Annotated in this window: 17 protein-coding genes; 14 read left to right on the top strand and 3 right to left on the bottom strand. The window is 65.9% G+C overall.

Annotated features, from left to right (window positions below):
- The first annotated feature begins 139 nt into the window (after nt 1-139).
- From aroB to FKP22_RS03810, 11 genes are all read left to right on the top strand, one after another.
- On the top strand, nt 140-1252 hold the full coding sequence (aroB, locus tag FKP22_RS03860; RefSeq protein ID WP_141285350.1) for a 3-dehydroquinate synthase: 1113 nt from the start codon (nt 140-142) through the stop codon (nt 1250-1252).
- A complete protein-coding gene (locus FKP22_RS03855) occupies nt 1249-2433 on the top strand; it encodes a deoxyguanosinetriphosphate triphosphohydrolase (RefSeq protein ID WP_375140557.1) in 1185 nt (394 codons plus the stop codon). The genes aroB and FKP22_RS03855 overlap by 4 nt, the downstream gene beginning before the upstream one ends.
- 71 nt (nt 2434-2504) lie before the next feature.
- Entirely contained in the window at nt 2505-3218 is a 714-nt protein-coding gene (locus FKP22_RS03850) for a transposase (RefSeq protein WP_141285348.1), read from the top strand.
- A gap of 119 nt (nt 3219-3337) precedes the next feature.
- Nucleotides 3338-8086 carry a glutamate synthase-related protein gene (locus FKP22_RS03845; protein WP_141285346.1) on the top strand — a complete coding sequence of 1583 codons (4749 nt, stop codon included), beginning with the start codon at nt 3338-3340 and terminating at the stop codon, nt 8084-8086.
- A gap of 31 nt (nt 8087-8117) precedes the next feature.
- Nucleotides 8118-9584: a glutamate synthase subunit beta gene (locus FKP22_RS03840; protein WP_141285344.1), complete on the top strand. Its 1467-nt coding sequence runs from the start codon at nt 8118-8120 to the stop codon at nt 9582-9584.
- A 297-nt stretch (nt 9585-9881) separates the two neighbouring features.
- Entirely contained in the window at nt 9882-10724 is an 843-nt protein-coding gene (locus FKP22_RS03835; RefSeq protein ID WP_141285342.1) for an ABC transporter ATP-binding protein, read from the top strand.
- Nucleotides 10724-11503, top strand: a complete 780-nt coding sequence (gene mlaE / locus FKP22_RS03830; RefSeq protein WP_141285340.1) for a lipid asymmetry maintenance ABC transporter permease subunit MlaE — start codon at nt 10724-10726, stop codon at nt 11501-11503. Before FKP22_RS03835 ends, mlaE begins: the two co-directional genes overlap by 1 nt.
- 49 nt (nt 11504-11552) lie before the next feature.
- The gene (mlaD, locus tag FKP22_RS03825; protein WP_141285338.1) at nt 11553-12038 is read left to right on the top strand and encodes an outer membrane lipid asymmetry maintenance protein MlaD; all 486 of its coding nucleotides are present in this window, start codon (nt 11553-11555) and stop codon (nt 12036-12038) included.
- Nucleotides 12035-13021, top strand: coding sequence for an MlaA family lipoprotein (locus FKP22_RS03820; RefSeq protein WP_141285336.1), 987 nt, complete (start codon nt 12035-12037; stop codon nt 13019-13021). Before mlaD ends, FKP22_RS03820 begins: the two co-directional genes overlap by 4 nt.
- 104 nt (nt 13022-13125) lie before the next feature.
- Nucleotides 13126-13758 carry an MlaC/ttg2D family ABC transporter substrate-binding protein gene (locus FKP22_RS03815; protein ID WP_141285334.1) on the top strand — a complete coding sequence of 211 codons (633 nt, stop codon included), beginning with the start codon at nt 13126-13128 and terminating at the stop codon, nt 13756-13758.
- 6 nt (nt 13759-13764) lie between these two features.
- Nucleotides 13765-14040 carry an STAS domain-containing protein gene (locus tag FKP22_RS03810; protein ID WP_141285332.1) on the top strand — a complete coding sequence of 92 codons (276 nt, stop codon included), beginning with the start codon at nt 13765-13767 and terminating at the stop codon, nt 14038-14040.
- Between the two features lie 73 nt (nt 14041-14113).
- Here FKP22_RS03810 and FKP22_RS03805 read toward each other — a convergent pair whose 3' ends face one another.
- Nucleotides 14114-14980 carry a MurR/RpiR family transcriptional regulator gene (locus FKP22_RS03805; protein WP_141285352.1) on the bottom strand — a complete coding sequence of 289 codons (867 nt, stop codon included), beginning with the start codon at nt 14978-14980 and terminating at the stop codon, nt 14114-14116.
- 70 nt (nt 14981-15050) lie between these two features.
- A complete protein-coding gene (gene zwf / locus FKP22_RS03800; RefSeq protein WP_141285330.1) occupies nt 15051-16496 on the bottom strand; it encodes a glucose-6-phosphate dehydrogenase in 1446 nt (481 codons plus the stop codon).
- A gap of 213 nt (nt 16497-16709) precedes the next feature.
- On the opposite strand from zwf, the gene tal reads away from it, so the two are divergent.
- The 3 genes from tal to FKP22_RS03785 are packed head-to-tail and all read left to right on the top strand — an operon-like array spanning nt 16710 to nt 19949.
- Nucleotides 16710-17663, top strand: a complete 954-nt coding sequence (gene tal, locus FKP22_RS03795; RefSeq protein WP_141285328.1) for a transaldolase — start codon at nt 16710-16712, stop codon at nt 17661-17663.
- On the top strand, nt 17660-19264 hold the full coding sequence (pgi, locus tag FKP22_RS03790; RefSeq protein WP_141285326.1) for a glucose-6-phosphate isomerase: 1605 nt from the start codon (nt 17660-17662) through the stop codon (nt 19262-19264). Before tal ends, pgi begins: the two co-directional genes overlap by 4 nt.
- A 7-nt stretch (nt 19265-19271) precedes the next feature.
- Entirely contained in the window at nt 19272-19949 is a 678-nt protein-coding gene (locus FKP22_RS03785) for an HAD family hydrolase (RefSeq protein ID WP_231011959.1), read from the top strand.
- A gap of 5 nt (nt 19950-19954) precedes the next feature.
- On the opposite strand, the gene FKP22_RS03780 is transcribed toward FKP22_RS03785, so the two are convergent.
- Nucleotides 19955-20552 (bottom strand): GlxA family transcriptional regulator (locus FKP22_RS03780; protein ID WP_141285322.1); only part of this gene is annotated, 598 nt, incomplete at its 5' end.

The following is a 20552-nucleotide window of genomic DNA, read 5'->3' as shown; positions in this document are numbered from 1 at the left end:
GCCCCACCCAAGTCTGCTGTCACCGCCACCGCAGATCGCGCCTTCAGGTTGATGGCCTTCGGGCTTGGCATCCCTTGCTCGCTCAACTTCCTCGTGAGGGGGCTGAATACGTACCTATTGGCCACGCTTACACTGCCGCATGCCAACAAGGACTGCGACCTCTAATTTGCCGATGATCCGCGTGCCAGTCTGCCTGGGTGATCGTGCATACGACGTGATGATCGGCTCTGGCCTGCTGCGGGCTGAAGAGCATTGGTCCGATTTGCCGCGTGCCTCCGCCGCAGTGCTGGTGACCAACGTTACCGTCGCGCCGCTGTATGCCGCTGCAGTGCAAACCCAGCTGAAAAATAGATTTGCCAAGGTGCATCTGGTGACCTTGCCAGACGGCGAGCATCACAAGACCTGGCAGACGCTGAACCTGATCTTCGACCAATTGCTGGGTCACGAATGTGATCGGAAAACGGTGTTGGTGGCGCTTGGCGGCGGCGTGATTGGCGACATGACCGGCTTTGCCGCTGCTTGCTACATGCGCGGCGTGCCTTTCGTGCAGGTGCCGACCACGCTGCTGGCACAGGTGGACTCTTCCGTCGGAGGCAAGACCGCCATCAATCACCCGCTTGGCAAGAACATGATCGGCGCGTTTTATCAACCGCTGCGTGTCTTCTGCGATGTGGACACCTTGCAGACACTCCCGCCTCGCGAGGTGGCTGCCGGGTTGGCGGAAGTCATCAAGTACGGGCCGATTGCCGATGCGGCTTTCCTGGGGTGGCTCGAAGATCACATCGACGATCTGGTTGCCCTCAAGCCGGATGCGCTGATGCACGCGGTGCGTCGCAGCTGCGAAATCAAGGCGGCTGTGGTGGCGGCCGACGAGCGGGAAGGCGGGCTGCGTGCCATTCTCAACTTTGGCCATACCTTTGGCCACGCCATCGAGGCCGGTCTCGGCTTTGGTGTCTGGCTGCACGGCGAAGCGGTCGCCGCGGGCATGGTGATGGCCGCGGACTTGTCCGAGCGACTGGGGTTGATGCCGGTAGGATTTCAGGTCCGGTTGTCGGCACTGTTGCAACGAGCCGGCTTGCCCGTGCTGGGTCCCAAGCTGCCGGTAGACGAATACATGCAGCACATGCGCGTGGACAAAAAGGCCGAAGGCGGCGACATCCGGTTTGTGCTGATCGACCGCATCGGTTCGGCCGTGGTGCGGCCAGCGCCGGAGGCATTGGTGCGCCAGACCTTGGAGGCTTGCTCCGCGTGAGTGTTCCGGACAGCCCGGGTTCGCCGCTGCGGGCGGTTTACGCGGTGCCTCCGACCAGTCCGGGTGGTCGGCGCGTCGCCGAGCCACCCGCGCCGACACGCAGCGACTTCCAGCGTGACCGGGATCGCATCGTGCATTGCACCGCGTTTCGCCGGCTGGTCTACAAGACGCAGGTCTTCCTCAACCACGAGGGCGACCTGTTCCGCACGCGCCTGACGCATTCGCTGGAGGTGGCCCAGCTCGGGCGCTCCATTTCGCGCAGCCTCGGGCTGAACGAAGACCTGGTGGAGGCCATTTCGTTGGCGCATGACCTGGGCCATACGCCGTTTGGTCATGCAGGGCAGGACGCCTTGAACGATTGCATGGCCGAGTACGGCGGCTTCGAGCACAACCTGCAGAGCTTGCGGGTGGTGGACGCGTTGGAACAGCGCTACCCCGGATGGGATGGTCTGAACCTGTGCCTGGAGACGCGCGAGGGCATCCTGAAGCGCTGCCCGTTGCCATTGGCCCAGCAGATCGAAGCCCGCGAACCATCGGGTGTCGCGCGCCGGTTCCTGGACGGCACGCAACCCAGCCTGGAGGCGCAGCTGTGCAACCTGGCCGACGAGATTGCCTACAACGCGCACGACATTGACGATGGCGTGCGCTCGGGTTTGCTGAGCCTGGCCGCCTTGCGGGAGGTTCGGTTGTTCGCCCGTTTCGACGAGGAAGTCCAGCGTGACCATCCTGGTCTGGCAGGCAAGGCGCCACGCCGCCTGCTTGCGGAAGTCATCCGACGCATGCTCTCGGCCCAGGTCTATGACGTGATTGCCAGTGCGTCGGCGTCGCTCGCAACCGCGGCGCCTGCTTCCTGCGACGAGGTGCGCCGGCATCCTGCCCTGATCCGCTTCACGACCGACATGCGCCATGCCAGCGCCGAGCTCAAGCGCTTCCTCTTTCGTGAGCTGTACCGCCACCCGCAGGTCATGGACACCACCGAGCGGGGTCGCCGCATCATTGCCGAGCTGTTCGCCGCCTACCTCGACGACCCCCGCCAGTTACCGGAAGAGCACCGCGAGCCTGAGACCACGGAGGGCATCAGCCCCCGGCGCGTTGCCGACTACATCGCCGGCATGACCGACCGCTTCGCCACCCGGGAGCACCAACGCCTCACCGGCAGGCAAGTGTTCCTGGAGCGCTGACACCAGCTTGTGCCGCAGACACTCCGACCCCAAAAAAATGGGGTCGGAGTCGATTTGTTTACACTGCCGGCATGGCTCGCCAACCTCGAATGTCGGTCGCGGGATACCCGCATCACCTGATCCAGCGCGGGCACAACCGCGCTGACGTCTTCATCGACAGCGCTGACCGTCAGCGCTATCTGGACATCCTGCGAGACGTGGCACATGAGCACAAAGTGGCCGTGCATGCCTACGTGTTGATGAGCAACCACGTGCACCTGCTGGCCACGCCCGAGACAGTCGAGGGCCTCAGCCGCATGATGCAAAGCCTTGGCCGTCGCTATGTGGGCTGGTTCAACCACAAGCATCAGCGCTCAGGCACGCTCTGGGAAGGCCGCTTTCGCTCCCACCTGGTCGACGCGGACACCCACCTGCTGAGCTGCCTGCGCTACATCGAGCTCAACCCGCATCGGGCCGGGTTGGTCTCGGGCTTGCTTGACCACCCATGGTCCAGCATGGCGCACCACCTTGGGCAGCGCCGCGATCCGTTGTTGACTGACCATCCCGCGTTCTGGCAGCTTGGCAACACGCCTTTCGAGCGAGAAGCGGCTTACAGGCGATGGCTGGAAGAGGGGGTTTCCGAATCCGAGCGGCAACGCCTGACGAGCAGTCTGTTGAAGGCGCAGCCGCTCGGCAGCCCACGTTTCATGCAGCAGTTGGCACAGGATCTGGCGCGGCCTTTGGTCCCCAAGTCGCGTGGTCGGCCACGAAAGCCAGCTGTGACAGATGACTCTGTCCCTATTTAAATGCTTGCATCGGGGTCGTGGCCTGTTTAATTGACTCTGACCCCAATTTATAGAACTTGAAGGGCAAGGCGTTATTGCGCACACTAGGGCATTCCCCAGCTACCGTCGAGGATTGCGCCATGACCCAGGCCGCCACGGGACCTACCCGCCAAGAAATCGAAGCGCTCGCCGAAGGCGGCTTGTATGACCCGGCGCAGGAGCACGACGCCTGCGGTGTCGGCTTTGTGGCCCACATCCAAGGGTTGAAAGCACACCACATCGTCGAGCAGGGCCTGAAGATCCTGGAGAACCTGGACCACCGTGGCGCGGTGGGCGCGGACAAGCTGATGGGCGACGGCGCCGGCATCCTGATCCAGATCCCGGACGACTTCTTCCGCGCCGAAATGGCCGCGCAAGGCGTGGCGCTGCCGCCGCTGGGCGAATACGGCGTTGGCATGATCTTCCTGCCGAAGGAGCATGCTTCGCGCTTGGCCTGCGAGCAGGAACTGGAGCGCGCCATCAAGGCCGAAGGCCAGGTGCTGCTGGGCTGGCGCGACGTGCCGGTGGACCGCGACATGCCGATGTCGCCCACCGTGCGCACCACCGAGCCGGTGATCCGCCAGGTCTTCATCGGCCGCGGGCAGGACGTGATCGTGCCGGACGCGCTGGAGCGCAAGCTCTACGTGATCCGCAAGACGGCGTCCGCCGCCATCCAGCGCCTGAAGCTCACGCACAGCCGCGAGTACTACGTGCCCAGCATGAGCTGCCGCACCATCATCTACAAGGGCCTGTTGCTGGCCGATCAGGTCGGCAAGTACTACAAGGACCTGGCCGACCCGCGCACCGTCTCGGCGCTGGCGCTGGTGCACCAGCGCTTCTCGACCAACACTTTCCCGGAATGGCCACTGGCGCACCCGTACCGCATGGTGGCGCATAACGGCGAGATCAACACCGTCAAGGGCAACTTCAACTGGATGCGCGCCCGCGAAGGCGTGATGAAGTCCCCGGTGCTGGGTGACGACCTGCAGAAGCTCTACCCGATCAGCTTTGAAGGCCAGTCCGACACCGCGACCTTCGACAACGCGCTGGAGCTGCTGACCATGAGCGGCTACCCGCTCGCCCAGGCCGCGATGATGATGATCCCCGAGGCCTGGGAACAGCACGAGAAGATGGACCCGCGCCGCCGGGCCTTCTACGAGTACCACGCCTCGATGATCGAGCCCTGGGACGGCCCCGCTGCGATGGTCTTCACCGACGGCAAGCAGATCGGCGCCACGCTGGACCGCAACGGCCTGCGCCCGGCGCGCTACATCGTCACCGACGACGACCTGGTGGTCATGGCCTCGGAAAGCGGCGTGCTGCCCATCCCCGAGAACCGCATCGTCAAGAAGTGGCGCCTGCAGCCGGGCAAGATGTTCCTGATCGACCTGGAGCAGGGCCGCATCGTGGACGACGGCGAGCTGAAGAACCAGTTCGCCAGCGCCCGCCCGTACCGCCAGTGGATCGACAACGTGCGCGTCAAGCTGGACGAAGTGCCGGCCGCGCAGGCCGCCGCACCGGCCAGCTTCACCGAGGCGCTACTGGACCGCCAGCAAGCCTTTGGCTACACCCAGGAAGACATCAAGTTCCTGATGGCACCGATGGCCATTGCCGGCGAAGAAGGCATCGGCTCGATGGGCAACGACTCGCCGCTCGCCGTGCTGTCGGACAAGAACAAGCCGCTCTACAGCTACTTCAAGCAGCTGTTCGCCCAGGTCACGAACCCGCCGATCGACCCGATCCGCGAAGCCATCGTGATGTCTCTGAACAGCTTTATCGGCCCCAAGCCCAACCTGCTGGACATCAACGCGGTGAACCCGCCGATGCGCCTCGAAGTGGCCCAGCCCATCCTGGACTTCCAGGACATGGCGCGGCTGCGCGCGATCGAGGCGCACACCAGCGGCAAGTTCAAGCCCTACGAGCTGAAGATCACCTACCCGCTGGCCTGGGGCAAGGCCGGCGTCGAGGCCAAGCTGGCTTCGCTGTGCGCCGAAGCGGTGGACGCGCTGAAGAGCGGCCACAACATCCTGATCATCACCGACCGGGCGATGGACCGCGAACACGTGGCCATCCCCGCGTTGCTGGCATTGTCTGCCGTGCACCACCACCTGGTGCGCGAGGGCCTGCGCACGACGGCCGGCCTGGTCGTCGAGACCGGTTCGGCGCGCGAGGTGCATCACTTCGCGGTGCTGGCGGGCTACGGCGCGGAAGCCGTGCACCCGTACCTGGCGCTGGAGACGCTGACGGCGATGCACGCCGACCTGCCGGCTGATCTTTCGACCGACAAGGCGATCTACAACTACGTCAAGGCCATCGGCAAGGGCCTGTCGAAGATCATGTCCAAGATGGGCGTGTCGACCTACATGTCCTACTGTGGCGCCCAGCTATTCGAGGCCATCGGCCTGAACCGCGACATGGTCGCCAAGTACTTCCGCGGCACGGCCACGCAGGTCGAAGGCATCGGTGTGTTCGAAGTGGCTGAAGAAGCGCTGCGCAATCACCGCGCCGCGTTCGGCGAAGACCCGCTGCTCGAAGGCATGCTGGAGACCGGCGGCGAATACGCCTGGCGCACCCGCGGCGAAGACCACATGTGGTCGCCCGACGCGATTGCCAAGCTGCAGCACAGCACCCGCTCGGGCAAGTTCGACACCTACAAGGAATACGCCCAGCTGATCAACGACCAGAGTCGCCGCCACCTGACGCTGCGTGGCCTGTTCGAGTTCAAGTTTGACCCGAGCAAGGCCATTCCGCTGGAAGAGGTCGAATCGGCGGCCGACATCGTCAAGCGCTTCGCGACCGGCGCGATGTCGCTGGGCTCCATCTCCACCGAGGCCCATTCGACGCTGGCCATCGCGATGAACCGCATCGGCGGCAAGAGCAACACCGGCGAAGGCGGTGAAGACCCTGCGCGTTATCGCAACGAGTTGAAGGGCATCCCCATCAACGCTGGCACCAAGGTGTCCGACGTGGTGGGCGCCGACGTGATCGAGTCCGACTACACGCTGAAGGACGGCGACAGCCTGCGCTCGCGCATCAAGCAGGTTGCTTCCGGCCGCTTCGGCGTCACGACCGAATACCTGGTCTCTGCCGACCAGATCCAGATCAAGATGGCCCAGGGCGCCAAGCCCGGCGAAGGCGGCCAGCTGCCGGGTGGCAAGGTGACCGAGTACATCGGCCGCCTGCGCCACTCGGTGCCGGGCGTGGGCCTCATCAGCCCGCCGCCGCACCATGACATCTACTCGATCGAGGACCTGGCGCAGCTCATCCACGACCTGAAGAATGTGAACCCGCGGGCCAGCATCAGCGTCAAGCTGGTGTCGGAGGTCGGCGTGGGCACGATTGCCGCGGGCGTGACCAAGTGCAAGGCCGATCACATCGTGATCGCCGGGCATGACGGCGGCACCGGTGCATCGCCCTGGTCGTCCATCAAGCATGCCGGCTCGCCGTGGGAACTGGGTCTGGCCGAGACGCAACAGACCCTGGTGCTGAACCGGCTGCGCGGCCGCGTGCGCGTGCAGGCAGACGGCCAGATGAAGACCGGTCGCGACGTCATCATCGGCGCACTGCTGGGTGCCGACGAATTCGGCTTCGCCACCGCGCCGCTGGTGGTCGAAGGCTGCATCATGATGCGCAAGTGCCACCTGAACACCTGCCCGGTGGGCGTGGCCACGCAGGACCCGGTGCTGCGCAAGAAGTTCGCTGGCAAGCCTGAGCACGTGGTGAACTTCTTCTTCTTCGTTGCCGAAGAAGCCCGCAGCATCATGGCCCAGCTGGGCATCCGCAAGTTCGACGAGCTGATCGGCCGCGCCGACCTGCTGGACACCAAGAAGGCCATCGGCCACTGGAAGGCCAGGGGCCTGGACTTCAGCCGCGTGTTCCACCTGCCCAAGGTGCCGGCCGAGGTGCCGCGCTTCCATGTCGAGTCGCAGGACCATGGCCTGGACCGCGCGCTGGACCGCAAGCTGATCGAGAAGTGCCGCGCCGCGATCGAAAAGGGCGAGAAGGTCCAGTTCATGGAGGACACGCGCAACGTCAACCGCACCGTTGGCGCCATGCTCTCCGGCGAACTGATCCGCCACCGCCCAGAAGGCCTGCCGGATCACACCGTCTTCATCCAGATGGAAGGTACCGGCGGCCAGAGCTTTGCTTCTTTCCTGGCGCCCGGCATCACGCTGTACCTGATCGGCGAGGCCAATGACTACACCGGCAAGGGCCTGTCTGGCGGCCGGGTCGTGGTGCGCCCCAGCATCGATTTCCGCGGCGACGCCAGCCGCAACATCATCGTCGGCAACACCGCGCTGATCGGTGCCACCAGCGGCGAGGCCTTCTTCCGCGGCGTGGCCGGCGAGCGCTTCGCGGTTCGCCTGTCGGGCGCCACCGCGGTGGTCGAAGGCACGGGCGACCACGGTTGCGAATACATGACCGGCGGCACTGTTGCCGTGCTGGGTGTGACTGGGCGCAACTTCGCAGCCGGCATGTCCGGTGGCGTGGCTTACGTCTACGACGAAGACGGCAAGTTCGCCGAACGCTGCAACACCGCGATGGTGGCGCTGGACAAGGTGCTGCCGGCCGCCGAGCAGGAGGGCGGTACCGACAAGGCGCTGTTCCATCGCGGCAAGACCGACGAAGCCACGCTGAAGAAACTGATCGAGGACCACCACCGCTGGACCGGCAGCCTGCGCGCCCGCGACATCCTGGACCACTGGGCCGAATCGCGCGCCAAGTTCGTCAAGGTCTTCCCGCACGAGTACAAGCGCGCGCTGGGCGAGATGCATGCTAAGCAACAAGCCAGCGAAGTGGTGACCAAGGCAAAGGCTGTTGAAGCCTCCAAGTCTGTCCCCGCCAAATAAGCCAGCCGCAGCAAGCTAGGAATCAAACATCATGGGAAAAGTCACTGGCTTCATGGAGTACGACCGGCTCGAAGAGGGCTACCTGCCGGTCGAGTCACGCCTGAAGAACTACAAGGAATTTGTCATCGGCTTGAAGAGCGATGACGCCAAGGTCCAGAGCGCACGCTGCATGGACTGCGGCACGCCGTTCTGCAACAACGGCTGCCCGGTCAACAACATCATCCCGGACTTCAACGACCTGGTCTTCCGCAACGACTGGCGCAATGCGATCCGGGTGCTGCACAGCACCAACAACTTTCCCGAGTTCACCGGCCGCATCTGCCCGGCGCCCTGCGAAGCCGCCTGCACGCTGAACGTGAATGACGACGCGGTGGGCATCAAGTCCATCGAGCACGCCATCATCGACCGTGCCTGGGCCGAAGGCTGGGTGGCGCCGCAGCCAGCCAAGCACAAGACCGACAAGCGCGTGGCGGTGGTCGGCTCCGGCCCGGCTGGCCTGGCCGCGGCGCAGCAGCTCGCGCGTGCCGGGCATGACGTGGTGGTGTTCGAGAAGAATGACCGCGTGGGCGGCCTGCTGCGCTACGGCATTCCCGACTTCAAGATGGAGAAGACGCACATCGACCGCCGCGTCAAGCAGATGGAAGCCGAGGGCGTGGTCTTCCGCACCGGCGTGATGGTCGGCGCGCTGCCCAAGGGTAGCAAGGTCACCAACTGGGCCAAGGAGACCGTCAGCGCCGAGCAGCTGAAGGCCGAGTTCGACGCGGTGCTGCTGGCCGGCGGCGCCGAGCAGAGCCGCGACCTGCCGGTGCCCGGCCGCGACCTCGAAGGTGTGTACTTCGCGATGGAGTTCCTGCCTCAGCAGAACAAGGTCAACGCCGGTGACAAGCTCAAGGGTCAACTGCGCGCCGAAGGCAAGCACGTCATCGTGATCGGTGGCGGCGACACCGGCTCCGACTGCGTGGGCACCAGCAACCGCCATGGCGCGGCCAGCGTCACCCAGTTCGAGCTGATGCCCACGCCGCCGGAGCAGGAAGACCGGCCCCTGACCTGGCCGTATTGGCCGTACAAGCTGCGCACCTCGTCCAGCCACGAGGAAGGCTGCCAGCGCGAGTTCGCCATCGCCACCAAGGAGTTTGTGGGCGAGAAAGGCAAGCTGACCGGCCTGAAGACGGTTCGTGTCGAATGGCAGGGCGGCAAGATGGTCGAAGTGCCGGGCAGCGAGCAGTTGCTGAAGGCTGACATGGCGCTGCTGGCCATGGGTTTCGTGAACCCGGTCGGCACCATCCTCGAAGCCTTTGGCGTGGACAAGGACAACCGTGGCAATGCCAAGGCCACCACTGAGGCGCACCACGGCTACCGCACCTCGGTCGAGAAAGTGTTCGCCGCAGGCGACATGCGCCGCGGCCAGTCGCTCGTGGTCTGGGCCATTCGCGAAGGCCGGCAGGCCGCGCGCTCGGTGGACGAATTCCTGATGGGCCACAGCGAACTGCCGCGCTGACCAGAGTCGCTTTTCCCACTGAGAAGACCCTGCCGACCGATGGTTGGCGGGGTCTTCGCGCTTTCAGCGCCGCCGAGGTATTGCATTGGCAACGGGACTTGCGTGCGACGCCAACGACAGAGGCTCAGCAGCCGGGCATTTCAGGTTGAACCCGGTATCACACGCCGGAAACCCCCGCGCCACAGGCGAAACGCCAAGATCCGGTATCCTACGCATTGACTTTCCGGTCCCCAGCCATTGGCTGCGCGTGGCCCCTCTTGTCTTCAACCCCTTTGAGTCCGGTCCTGGTGGCCGCGCTTGCCTTTGTCCCAAGCATTGATTGAGATCGACCACGTCACGTTTGGCTACGACCCGAGCCGGCGCATCCTGAACGACGTGTCGCTGAATTTCCAGCGTGGCCAGGTCACCGCCATCCTGGGCGGCTCGGGCTGCGGCAAGACCACGCTGCTGCGCCTGATTGGCGGCGTGCATGCCGTCGACAGCGGCCGGGTGGTGTTCGACGGCGAAGAAGTCAACGTGCGCGACAAGGCCCAGCTGTACCGGCTGCGCCGCAGGCTGGGCATGTTGTTCCAGTTCGGCGCCTTGTTCACCGACCTCAGCGTGTTCGAGAACGTGGCCTTCCCGCTGCGCGAGCATGGCGGCTTGAGCGAAGAAATGATCCGCGACATCGTGCTGATGAAGCTCAACGCGGTGGGCCTGCGCGGCGCTGCGGCGCTGCGCATCAGCGAGGTGTCGGGCGGCATGGCGCGGCGCATCGCGCTGGCTCGCGCGGTGGCGCTGGACCCGGAAGTCATCATGTATGACGAGCCGTTCGCCGGGCTGGACCCGATCTCGATGAGCGTGACGGCCAACCTGATTCGCAAGCTCAACGACGCCACCGGCGCGACCACGCTGATGGTCTCGCATGACGTGCAGGAGTGTTTCCTGATCGCCGACTACGCTTACCTGATGGCCGCTGGCGGCCGGGTCGTGGCACATGGCACGCCGGCCGAGCTGAGTCAGTCCGAAGAGCCGGAAGTGCGCCAGTTCATCCGCGGCGAGCCCGACGGGCCGGTGCGCTTCCACTACCCGGCTGCGCCCTTGGCCGAGCAGCTGGGCCTGGCAGCACCGGCCGCCGACACGCAGGGGGCCACGCTGTGATGGACCTCGTTGCGCGCCTGGGCGCCGCCACGTTGCGCGTGCTGCAGTCGCTGGGTCATGCGACCTTCTTCCTGTTCGACCTGATCCGCTTCCTGCCGGCGGCGCTGCGACGCTTCGGGCTGGTCGTCACGCAGTTGCACGCCATCGGCAACCGTTCGCTGGTCATCATCCTGGCCTCGGGCATGGCGGTCGGCTTCGTGCTGGCGCTGCAGATGTACTACGCGCTGGTGACCTACGGGGCGGCCGAGTCGCTGGGCCTGATCGTCAACCTGGCACTGGTTCGCGAGCTGGGGCCGGTGGTCGCCGCGCTGCTGTTCGCTGGCCGGGCCGGCACTTCGCTGACGGCCGAGATCGGCCTGATGAAGGCCGGCGAGCAACTGGCGGCGATGGAGATGATGGCGATCGACCCGCGTGCTCGCGTGCTGGCGCCGCGTTTCCTTGGCGGCATCATCTCGATGCCGCTGCTGGCCGCGCTGTTCTCGGCCATCGGCATCCTCGGCGCCTATGTCGTTGCGGTGTTGCTGATCGGCGTGGACGCTGGCAACTTCTGGTCCATCATGCAGTCGCGGGTGGACGTGTTTCGCGACGTGGGCAACGGCGTCGTCAAGTCCTGCGTGTTCGGCTTGATCTGCACTTCGGTGGCGCTGTACCAGGGCTATGAAAGCCAGGCCACGCCTGAAGGCGTGGCCCATGCGACCACGCGCACCGTCGTGATTGCTTCCCTGGGTGTGTTGGCGATGGACTTCCTGCTGACCGCCCTGATGTTCTCCACCCCTTGAGCTGCATGTCGAATCCCATGCCCAAGGCGGGAGCACGAAAGAACTGTTTATGAACAAGAAAAGCATCGAAATCCTGGTTGGCCTGTTTGTGCTGCTTGGCGCCGCCGCCATCGTTTTCCTGGCCCTGAAGGCGGCCAACCTGGCCAGCTTCTCCAGCACCGAGGGCTACCAGGTCAAGGCCCGCTTTGACAACATCGGCGGCCTCAAGCCACGCGCGCCTGTGCGTTCGGCCGGCGTCAACGTCGGACGGGTCAAGTCCATCACGCTGGACCCGGCCACCTACCAGGGCCTGGTGACGCTGGAAATCAACAAGGGCGTGCAGTTCCCCAAGGACTCATCGGCCAAGATCCTGACGGCCGGCCTGCTGGGTGACCAGTACGTGGGCATCGAGCCGGGGGCAGATGACAAGAACCTGGCCGCGGGTGACGTGATCAAGCAGACCCAGTCAGCCGTGGTGCTGGAAAACCTGATCGGACAGTTCTTGTTCAACAAGGCGGCCGATGCGGGCGCCGACAGTGCAGGGGATTCCAAATGAGCATGACGACACGCCGCAGCGGCCTTGCCGCCGCGCTGCTGGTGTTGAGCCTGGCCGCGCATGCGGGCGAGGACGACATCGCGGTTGCCGCCGAGCCCTCCGAAAGCCAGCAGTCGCAGGACATTCAGGCCACGCCCGCAACGGACACGCAGCAGGTCGCGCCAGCCGAGGCGGACGCACAGCAGACCGCACCGGCGCCAGCACCAGCTGCATCCGACGCCGCGGCGGCGCCCGCAGCGGAGCCGGCGAGTGCGGTTCCCGCGGAGGCCCAGGCTGACCGTGACACCGAGCCCGGTGACAAGCCCTCGGCACCGACCCCGAACAGGCGCGACCCGTTCGAGTCCTTCAACCGCGGCGTGTTCTCGTTCAACGAAAGCCTGGACGCGCACCTGCTCAAGCCGGTGGCCGAGGGCTACAAGAAGGTCGTGCCGGAGCTGGTGCGTACCGGCGTCGAGAACGTGCTGGGCAATCTGGGCGATGTCTGGTCCACGGTCAACAACCTGCTGCAGGGCAAGATCGAGGGCACGGCGCGCATGACGATGCGGGTGCTGAGCAACTCCATCATCGGCATGGGCGGCATCTTTGATCCGGCCACCGACATGGGCCTGGAGCGTCAGAGTGAAGATTTCGGCCAGACGCTGGGCCGCTGGGGCGTGCCGCCGGGGCCGTACCTGGTGCTGCCGCTGCTCGGCCCGTCGACCGTGCGCGACGCGGCCGCGACGCCGGCCAACATCTACTTCGGCCCGACCTATTTCATCGACGACTCGAACGTGTCGCTGGGCGTCGGCGTGTTGAACGTGATCAGCACCCGCGCGTCGCTGCTGGACGCGGGCCAGATGCTGGACTCGATCGCGCTCGACAAGTACAGCTTCCTGCGCGACGCCTACCTGGCCCGCCGCCGCAACCAGGTCTACGACGGCAACCCGCCGGAAGAGCCGGACGACAGCGACGCCGATGGCGCACCTGTGCCGGCCAAGCCCTGAGGCACACACAACTCGTCACGTCTCTCGCGTCGGCTGGAAGCCGGGCCCGGGCGTTGACTGCAAGCACTGACCGGGCTGTCCGCCCGCTGAAAGGAAATCCAGGCATGTCGTTCGCTCTGTTCCCGCGCGCCGCAATCGTGATCACCGTGGCCGCCTCGGCCCTCGTCTCCACCGCCGTGTTCGCCCAAGCCACCGCGCCCGATGCGCTGATCAAGGATTTGTCCACCGAGGTCATCGACACGGTGAAGTCAGACAAGGCGATCCAGGCTGGCGACGTCAGCAAGATCGTTGCCCTGGTCGACGCGAAAGTGATGCCCAACGTCAACTTCCAGCGCATGACCGCCTCGGCCGTGGGCCGCCACTGGCGCACCGCCACGCCGGAACAGCAAAAGCGCCTGCAGGACGAGTTCAAGATCCTGCTGGTGCGCACCTATGCTGGCGCGCTGACCCAGGTCAGGGACCAGACCGTGGGCCTGAAGCCTTATCGCGCTGCGGCCGAAGACACCGAAGTCGTCGTGCGCACCGAGATCAAGGGCAAGGGCGAGCCGATCCAGCTGGACTACCGGCTGGAGAAGACGGCTGCGGGCTGGAAGATCTATGACGTCAACGTGCTGGGCGTCTGGCTGGTCGAGCAGTACAAGAGCAGCTTCGCGCAGGAAATCGGCACCAGCGGCGTCGATGGCCTGATCGCCAAGCTGGCCGAGAAGAACAAGGCGGCAGCCGGTTCCAAGGGCTGATCTCGCATGATTGCCTTGCCCGCCCACCTGACGCTGCGTGAAGCGCGCGCCACGCTGGCCTCGCTGACGCCCGCGATCGCAGCCAGCACCGAGCCGGTGATCGAGGTGGACGCCGCTGCGCTGACGCACATCGATTCAGCCACGCTGGCGGTGCTGCTGGCCTGCCGGCGCAGTGCCGAGGCCCAGCAGCGGCGCTTCGCGGTGCTGAACGCGCCGGCCCGGCTGGTCGAGCTGGCCACCTTGTACGGTGTGCAGGACCTGCTGGGGCTGCAGGCGCACTGAGTTTGCTGTTCCAAACGGCCAACGGCCGCGCGGACCTCAGGTTCGTGCGGCCGTTGTGCCTTTCGGGCCTGCGCTATTCCGGCTGCGCGTAGCGCCGCATGCGCAGGTTACGCTTGATCTCCTGCAGCACCGGCCGCTGGGCCTGGCCCAGGCGCAGGGCCACGCCAGTGGTCAGGATGTCGATGATCATCAGGTGCAGCATGCGCGAGACCATTGGGCTGTAGCGGTCGTAGTCTTCCGGATGGTCGGCCGCCAGCAGGATCTGGTTCTGGTTCTGCGCCAGCTGGGCCAGCGGCGAACTGCTGGCGGTGATGACGATCAGCGTCGCACCCTTGCGCAGCGCGATCTCGGCCACGTCGATCAGGTCCTTGCTGCGGCCCGAGTTGCTGATGATGACGGCGCAGTCCTCGGCCTTCAGCATCGTCGCGCTCATGATCTGCACATGACCGTCACTCATCGCCACGGCGTTGACGCCCAGGCGGAAGAACTTGTGCTGCGCGTCCTGGGCTACGATGCCGGAGTTGCCCACGCCGTAGAACTCGACCCGGCCCTTGGCCTGCGCCGTCGTCGTCAGCGCGACCAGTGCGCGCTCGAAAGCGTGGCTGGTCGCGTCATTGCGGTACTTCAGCATCGCCGCCACGGCGTTGTCGATCACCTTGACGATCAGGTCACCCGGCTTGTCATCCTCATCCACCGAACGGTGCACAAACGGCACGCCTTCGTTGACCGTGCCGGCCAGCTTCAGCTTGAAGTCGGCCAGCCCGTCATAGCCCACGCTGCGGCAGAAGCGCACCACGGTCGGTTTGCTGACATGCGAGCGCTCGGCCAGCTCGCCCACCGGCATCGACGAAAAGCTGCGCGGGTCCTGCAACACCAGCTTGGCGACCCGCTGCTCGGCGGGCGGCAGCGCAGGGATGGAGGCTCGGATGCGGTCCAGCATGATGGGTGACCTGGTTAGCTGTGGCTCGGGTTGGGCGAGGTTCATCGGCATGTCCTCACCTCTTTTCAGATCACTGCTCTTCGGCCCAGGCGAAACCGTCTCGCGCGACCAATGCGCTCGCTGCAGCGGGGCCCCAGCCGCCAGCGGCGTAGGTCTTCAGGTCGCTGGGGTTGCCCTCCCAGGCGTCCAGGATGGGCTCGACCCAGCGCCAGGCCTGTTCCTGCTCGTCGCTGCGCACGAAGAGGTTCAGCCGACCGGCAATCGCGTCCAGCAGCAGGCGTTCGTAGGCGCCCACTCGCTCGGAGGGGAAGGCCTTGTCGAAGTCCAGGTCCAGTGACACCGGCGCCAACTGCTCGGCCGGGCCGGAGCCCTTGGCGGCCAGCAGGTGCAGCTCCAGCCCGTCTTCCGGCTGCAGGTTGATCACCAGCTTGTTCGCGCGGCCGTTGCTGGCAAAGATCGGGTGCGGCACCGGGCGGAAGTTGACGACGATCTGTGCGTCCCGTGCGGCCAGCCGCTTGCCGGTGCGCAGGTAGAAGGGCACGCCGGCCCAGCGCCAGTTCTGCACCTCGGTGCGCAGCGCCACGAAGGTTTCGCAGCTGCTGTTTTTCGGCACCTTCACTTCGTCCAGGTAGCCGGGCACCGGTTTGCCGTCCACCGTGCCGGCCTTGTACTGGCCGCGCAGCACGTCGCGCGTCACGCTGTCGGGCGTGAAGGGCTTGAGGGACTTCAATACCTTGAGCTTCTCGTCGCGGATGGCGTCGGCGTCGTTGGTCGACGGCGGCTCCATTGCGATCATCGTCAGCAACTGCAGCGCATGGTTCTGGATCATGTCGCGCAGCGCACCGGTGCGGTCGTAGAAGTCCCCGCGCGTGCCCACGCCGATGGACTCGGCCAGCGTGATCTGGATGTTGGCAATGCTCTCGCGGCGCCACAGCGGCTCGAACAGCGCATTCGCAAAACGCAGCGCCATCAGGTTCTGCACCGAAGGCTTGCCCAGGTAGTGATCGATGCGGAAGGCCTGGCGCTCGTTGAACACCGAGCGCACCACGCGGTTGATTTCCTGCGCGCTCGCCAGGTCGTGGCCCAACGGTTTTTCCAGCACCACGCGCACCCGTTCTTCGTTCAGCCCGGCAGCGCCCAGCTGTTCGCAGATCACCGGGAACAGGTACGGGCTGGTCGCCAGGTACAGCACCACGGTTTCGGCACTGCGCGCGTCCAGCCATTGCTTCAGGCCGGCGTAGTCCTCGGGCTTGGACAGGTCCATGCGCCGGTAATGCAGCAGGTCGGCAAAGCGGGCGAACTCCTCATCGCTCGGCCGCTTCGAGCTTTCGACTTCGGCGAAGCGCTCCTTGATGAAGCTGCGGTAATCGTCGTCGCTGCGTTCATCTCGCGCCACCGCCAGGATGCGGCCGCCGGCTGGCAGCTTGCCATGACGGAAGGCCTGGAACAGTGCGGGCATCAGCTTGCGCCAGGTGAGGTCGCCGGTGCCGCCAAAAAACACGAGGTCGAAAGACATGGGAGTGGATGTGTAATTTAATTACCTGGTTCATGATGCATGAGTTTCTTGGACCGGTCAATCCGGCCTGCCAGGGAGGCCAGGACCGGCTGGCGGCACCTGTCTTGCATGCGTCCACAGCGTCGGAACGTAACCGAAACGTACTTGCCGCGTCACGCAATCGCGGTCTAATTGCAACTGCCGTGGCGCGCCCTTCGCGCGTCGGCCCCTCTGATGAACCAGCTCGACCAACTCAAGGCTTTCACCACCGTCGTTGCCGACACCGGCAACTTCAAGCAGATGGCGCAATACGCGCCACGCGACGCGACCACCAACCCTTCGCTGATCCTGAAGGCCGTGCAAAACGCGGACTACGCGCCGCTGCTCCGCGACACCGTCGCCGCGCACCGCGGCGAGCCGCTGGACCGCATCGTCGACCAGGTGCTGGTGCGCTTCGGCCTGGAGATCCTGAAGGTCGTGCCGGGCCGGGTCTCGACCGAAGTCGACGCCCGCCTGTCCTTCGACACCGCGGCCACCATCGCCCGTGCCCACTACCTGATCGGCCTGTACGAGGCTGCCGGCATTGCCCGCGAACGCGTGCTGATCAAGATCGCCGCGACCTGGGAAGGCATCCAGGCGGCCAAGGCGCTGGAGCAGTCCGGCATCCATTGCAACCTGACGCTGCTGTTCAGCTTCTGCCAGGCCGTGGCCTGCGGCGAAGCCGGCATCCAGCTGATCTCGCCCTTCGTCGGTCGCATCTACGACTGGTACAAAAAGCAGGCCGGAGCCAGCTGGGACGAGGCCGCGATGGCTGGCGCCAACGACCCCGGCGTGCGCTCGGTCAGCCACATCTACCGCTACTACAAGAAGTTCGGCATCAAGACCGAGGTCATGGGCGCGAGCTTCCGCAACGTCGGCCAGATCACTGCGCTGGCCGGCTGCGACCTGCTGACCATCAGCCCGGACCTGCTGGCCCAGCTGCAGGCCAGCGACGCGCCGCTGCAGGCCGCGCTCACGCCGGCCCTGGCCGAGGCTGCCACCGATCTGCACGCCGTCAGCTACCAGGAAAGCAGCTTCCGCTACGCGCTCAACGAGGACGCGATGGGCACCGAGAAGCTGGCCGAAGGCATCCGCGCCTTTGCCGTGGACGCTGCCAAGCTCGACCAGCTGATCGTGGGCCTGCAATGAGCGCAGCCGCCGCCCCCCGCTGCGACCAGACGATTGCCTGGACGGCGCTGCAAGGCCACTTCCAGGCCCATGGCCGCGGCCTCGACCTGCGCGAAGCCTTTGCCCGTGACGCTGGCCGCTTCGCAGGGTTCAGCGTGCAGGCGCCGGAGGTGTTTGCCGACCTGTCCAAGAACCGGTGGGACGCGACCACGCGCCGCTTGCTGGTCGAACTGGCCGAAGCTTGCCAATTGCCCGCGCGGCGGGATGCCATGCTGGCCGGCGAGCCGATCAACAGCACCGAAGGCCGGGCTGTCTTGCACACCGCGCTGCGCGCCCCGCGTGGCCAGGGCCTGTTCAGCGCCGAGGTGCACGAGGTGCTGGACCGCATGCTGGCCTTTGCCGAGCGCGTGCGGGATGTGGCGACCAGCGGCATCACCGACATCGTCAACATCGGCATCGGCGGCTCGGATCTCGGCCCGCAGATGGCGATGCCGGCGCTGCAGGCGTATTCGCACCCGGGGCTGCGGCTGCACTTCGTCTCCAACGTCGACGGCCACGACATCACGCCGGTGCTGTCCCAGCTGCGCCCCGAGCGCACGCTGTTCATCATCGCGTCCAAGACCTTCACGACGCAGGAGACCATGGCCAACGCCGCGGTCGCCCGCGAATGGTTCATCGCCCAGGGCGGGCAGGACATTGCAAAGCACTTCGTTGGCGTCACCACCAACCTCGAAGCCGCCGCCAAGTTCGGCGTCACCGAGACCTTCGGTTTCTGGGACTGGGTCGGCGGGCGTTATTCGCTTTGGAGCGCCATTGGCCTGCCGATCGCCATTGGCATTGGCAGCGAAAACTTCCGCGCCTTCCTGGCCGGTGCGCACGCGATGGACAGCCACTTCGCCGAAGCCCCGCTGGCCGACAACCTGCCGGTCCAGCTCGGCCTGCTGGACGTCTGGTACCGCAACTTCCACGGCTTCACCAGCCGCTCGGTCGCGCCCTACCACCAGGGCTTGAAGCGCTTTCCGGCCTACCTGCAGCAGCTGGAAATGGAGTCCAACGGCAAGTGCGTGGACATGGCCGGCCAGGCCTTGCCCTATGGCACCAGCCCGGTCGTCTGGGGCGAGCCTGGCACCAATGGCCAGCACGCCTACTTCCAGATGCTGCACCAGGGCACCGATGTGATCCCGGTCGAATTCATCGCCGTGAAAACGCCCAGCCATCCGCACGCGGACCTGCACACCAAGCTGCTGGCCAACTGCCTGGCCCAGAGCCAGGCGCTGATGCTAGGCATGACCGCGGCCGAAGCGGCCACCGAGTCCGCCCCCACCGCGTCCAAGACCTTGGACCGCGAAGTCCTCTCCCATCACCGCAGCTTCCCCGGCAACCGGCCCAGCAGCACGTTGATGCTGGACGCCTTGACGCCCAGTGCCCTGGGCGCGCTGATCGCGCTGTACGAACACCGCGTGTTCGTCAGCGGCGCGATCTGGGGCATCAACAGCTTCGACCAATGGGGCGTGGAGCTGGGCAAGGCCTTGTGCAGCCAACTGCTGCCACGTTTTGGCAGCGGCGATGCTGCCGGCCTCGACGGCTCCACCGCCGGCTTGCTGGCCAAGCTGCGTGGCTGAATTGGACGTGGCTGAATCCGCGGTCAGGCCCGCCGTCATTTTTGACTTCGGTGGCGTGCTGTTCCGCTGGAACCCGGCCGAACTGCTGGCCCTGGTGCTGGCGGACCGCGTTCGCAATGCCGCCGATGCCGAACACTGGAAGCTGCAGTTCTTCCAGCAGTACGAGGGCGACTGGGGCGCGTTCGACAGCGGCTTGATCGACGTTGCCGAGCTTGTTCGGCGCATCGCGGCCCGCACCGATCTGGCGGAAGCGGAAGTGCGGGCCGTGGTTGACGCGGTGCCCGGTTACCTGACGCCCCAACCCGGCACTGTGGCCGTGCTGCGTGCGCTCAAAGAGGCCGGCCACCGGCTGTTCTTCCTGTCCAACATGCCGGCCCCGTATGCCGAACACCTGCGCCGCACACACGACTTCCTCGGCTGGTTCGAAGACGGCGTGTTTTCGTCAGAGGTGAAGATGGGCAAGCCAGACGCTGAAGTGTTCAAACTCGCGCTGACGCGCTTCGGCCTGCGGCCCGAGCAAGCCTTGTTCATCGACGATCACCCGATCAACCTCACTGCCGCCAACGCGCTGGGCCTGCCTGCCGTGTTGTTCACCAGTGCCGAGCAACTGGGACTGGACCTGCAGGCGCGTGGCTTGCTGGACCCGGCTGAGGGCTTGTCTGCCGGTAGCGCGGCGCATGCCTGAACCGCTTACGCTGGCGCCCGCTTCGCAGTCGCCGGTGATGCCGACCGCTGACGTGCCCTGCGCCACTGCCGTTCCGAACTGAAGCCGCCCAGCGCGGCCGCTTGTTTGCCGGCCAGGCCGGCGGCCCTGGCTTCCACTGCCAGCGCCAGGCGCACTTGCTCCACGTGCTCGCGCGGCGACAGGCCGGCGTGTTGCTGGAACAGCCGCGACAAGTGGCGAGGCGTGACATGGGCCAGGGCGGCCATGCGGTCCAGGGTCCAGTCTTCGCCGGGGGCGTCGACCACTGCGTTTTGCACCGCGTGCACGGCGGGATGCAGGTGGCGGCGGCCAGCCAGCAGTGGCGAGCGTTCCGGGTCTTCGCTGCCGCGGCGGTGGAACACCACCATGACTTGCGCGACGGCCGAGGCCAGGCCTTCGCCCTGGCGTTCGGCGATCAGGTGCAGCGCCAGGTCAATGCCGGCGGTGATGCCGGCGCTGCTCCAGACCGGACCGTCGCACACGAACACGCGGTTGGGCAGCACGCGGGCGCCGGGTGCCATCAGCGCCAGGTCGGCCAGCAGCTCGTGATGGGTGGTGACCTGGCGCTCGGTGAGCAGGCCGGCA

This window comes from Ideonella azotifigens (assembly GCF_006519715.1).
GTDB lineage: Bacteria > Pseudomonadota > Gammaproteobacteria > Burkholderiales > Burkholderiaceae_C > Ideonella > Ideonella azotifigens.
The sequence above is the reverse complement of the archived record's forward strand: the minus strand, read 5'-3'. Positions and strand labels throughout refer to the sequence as shown.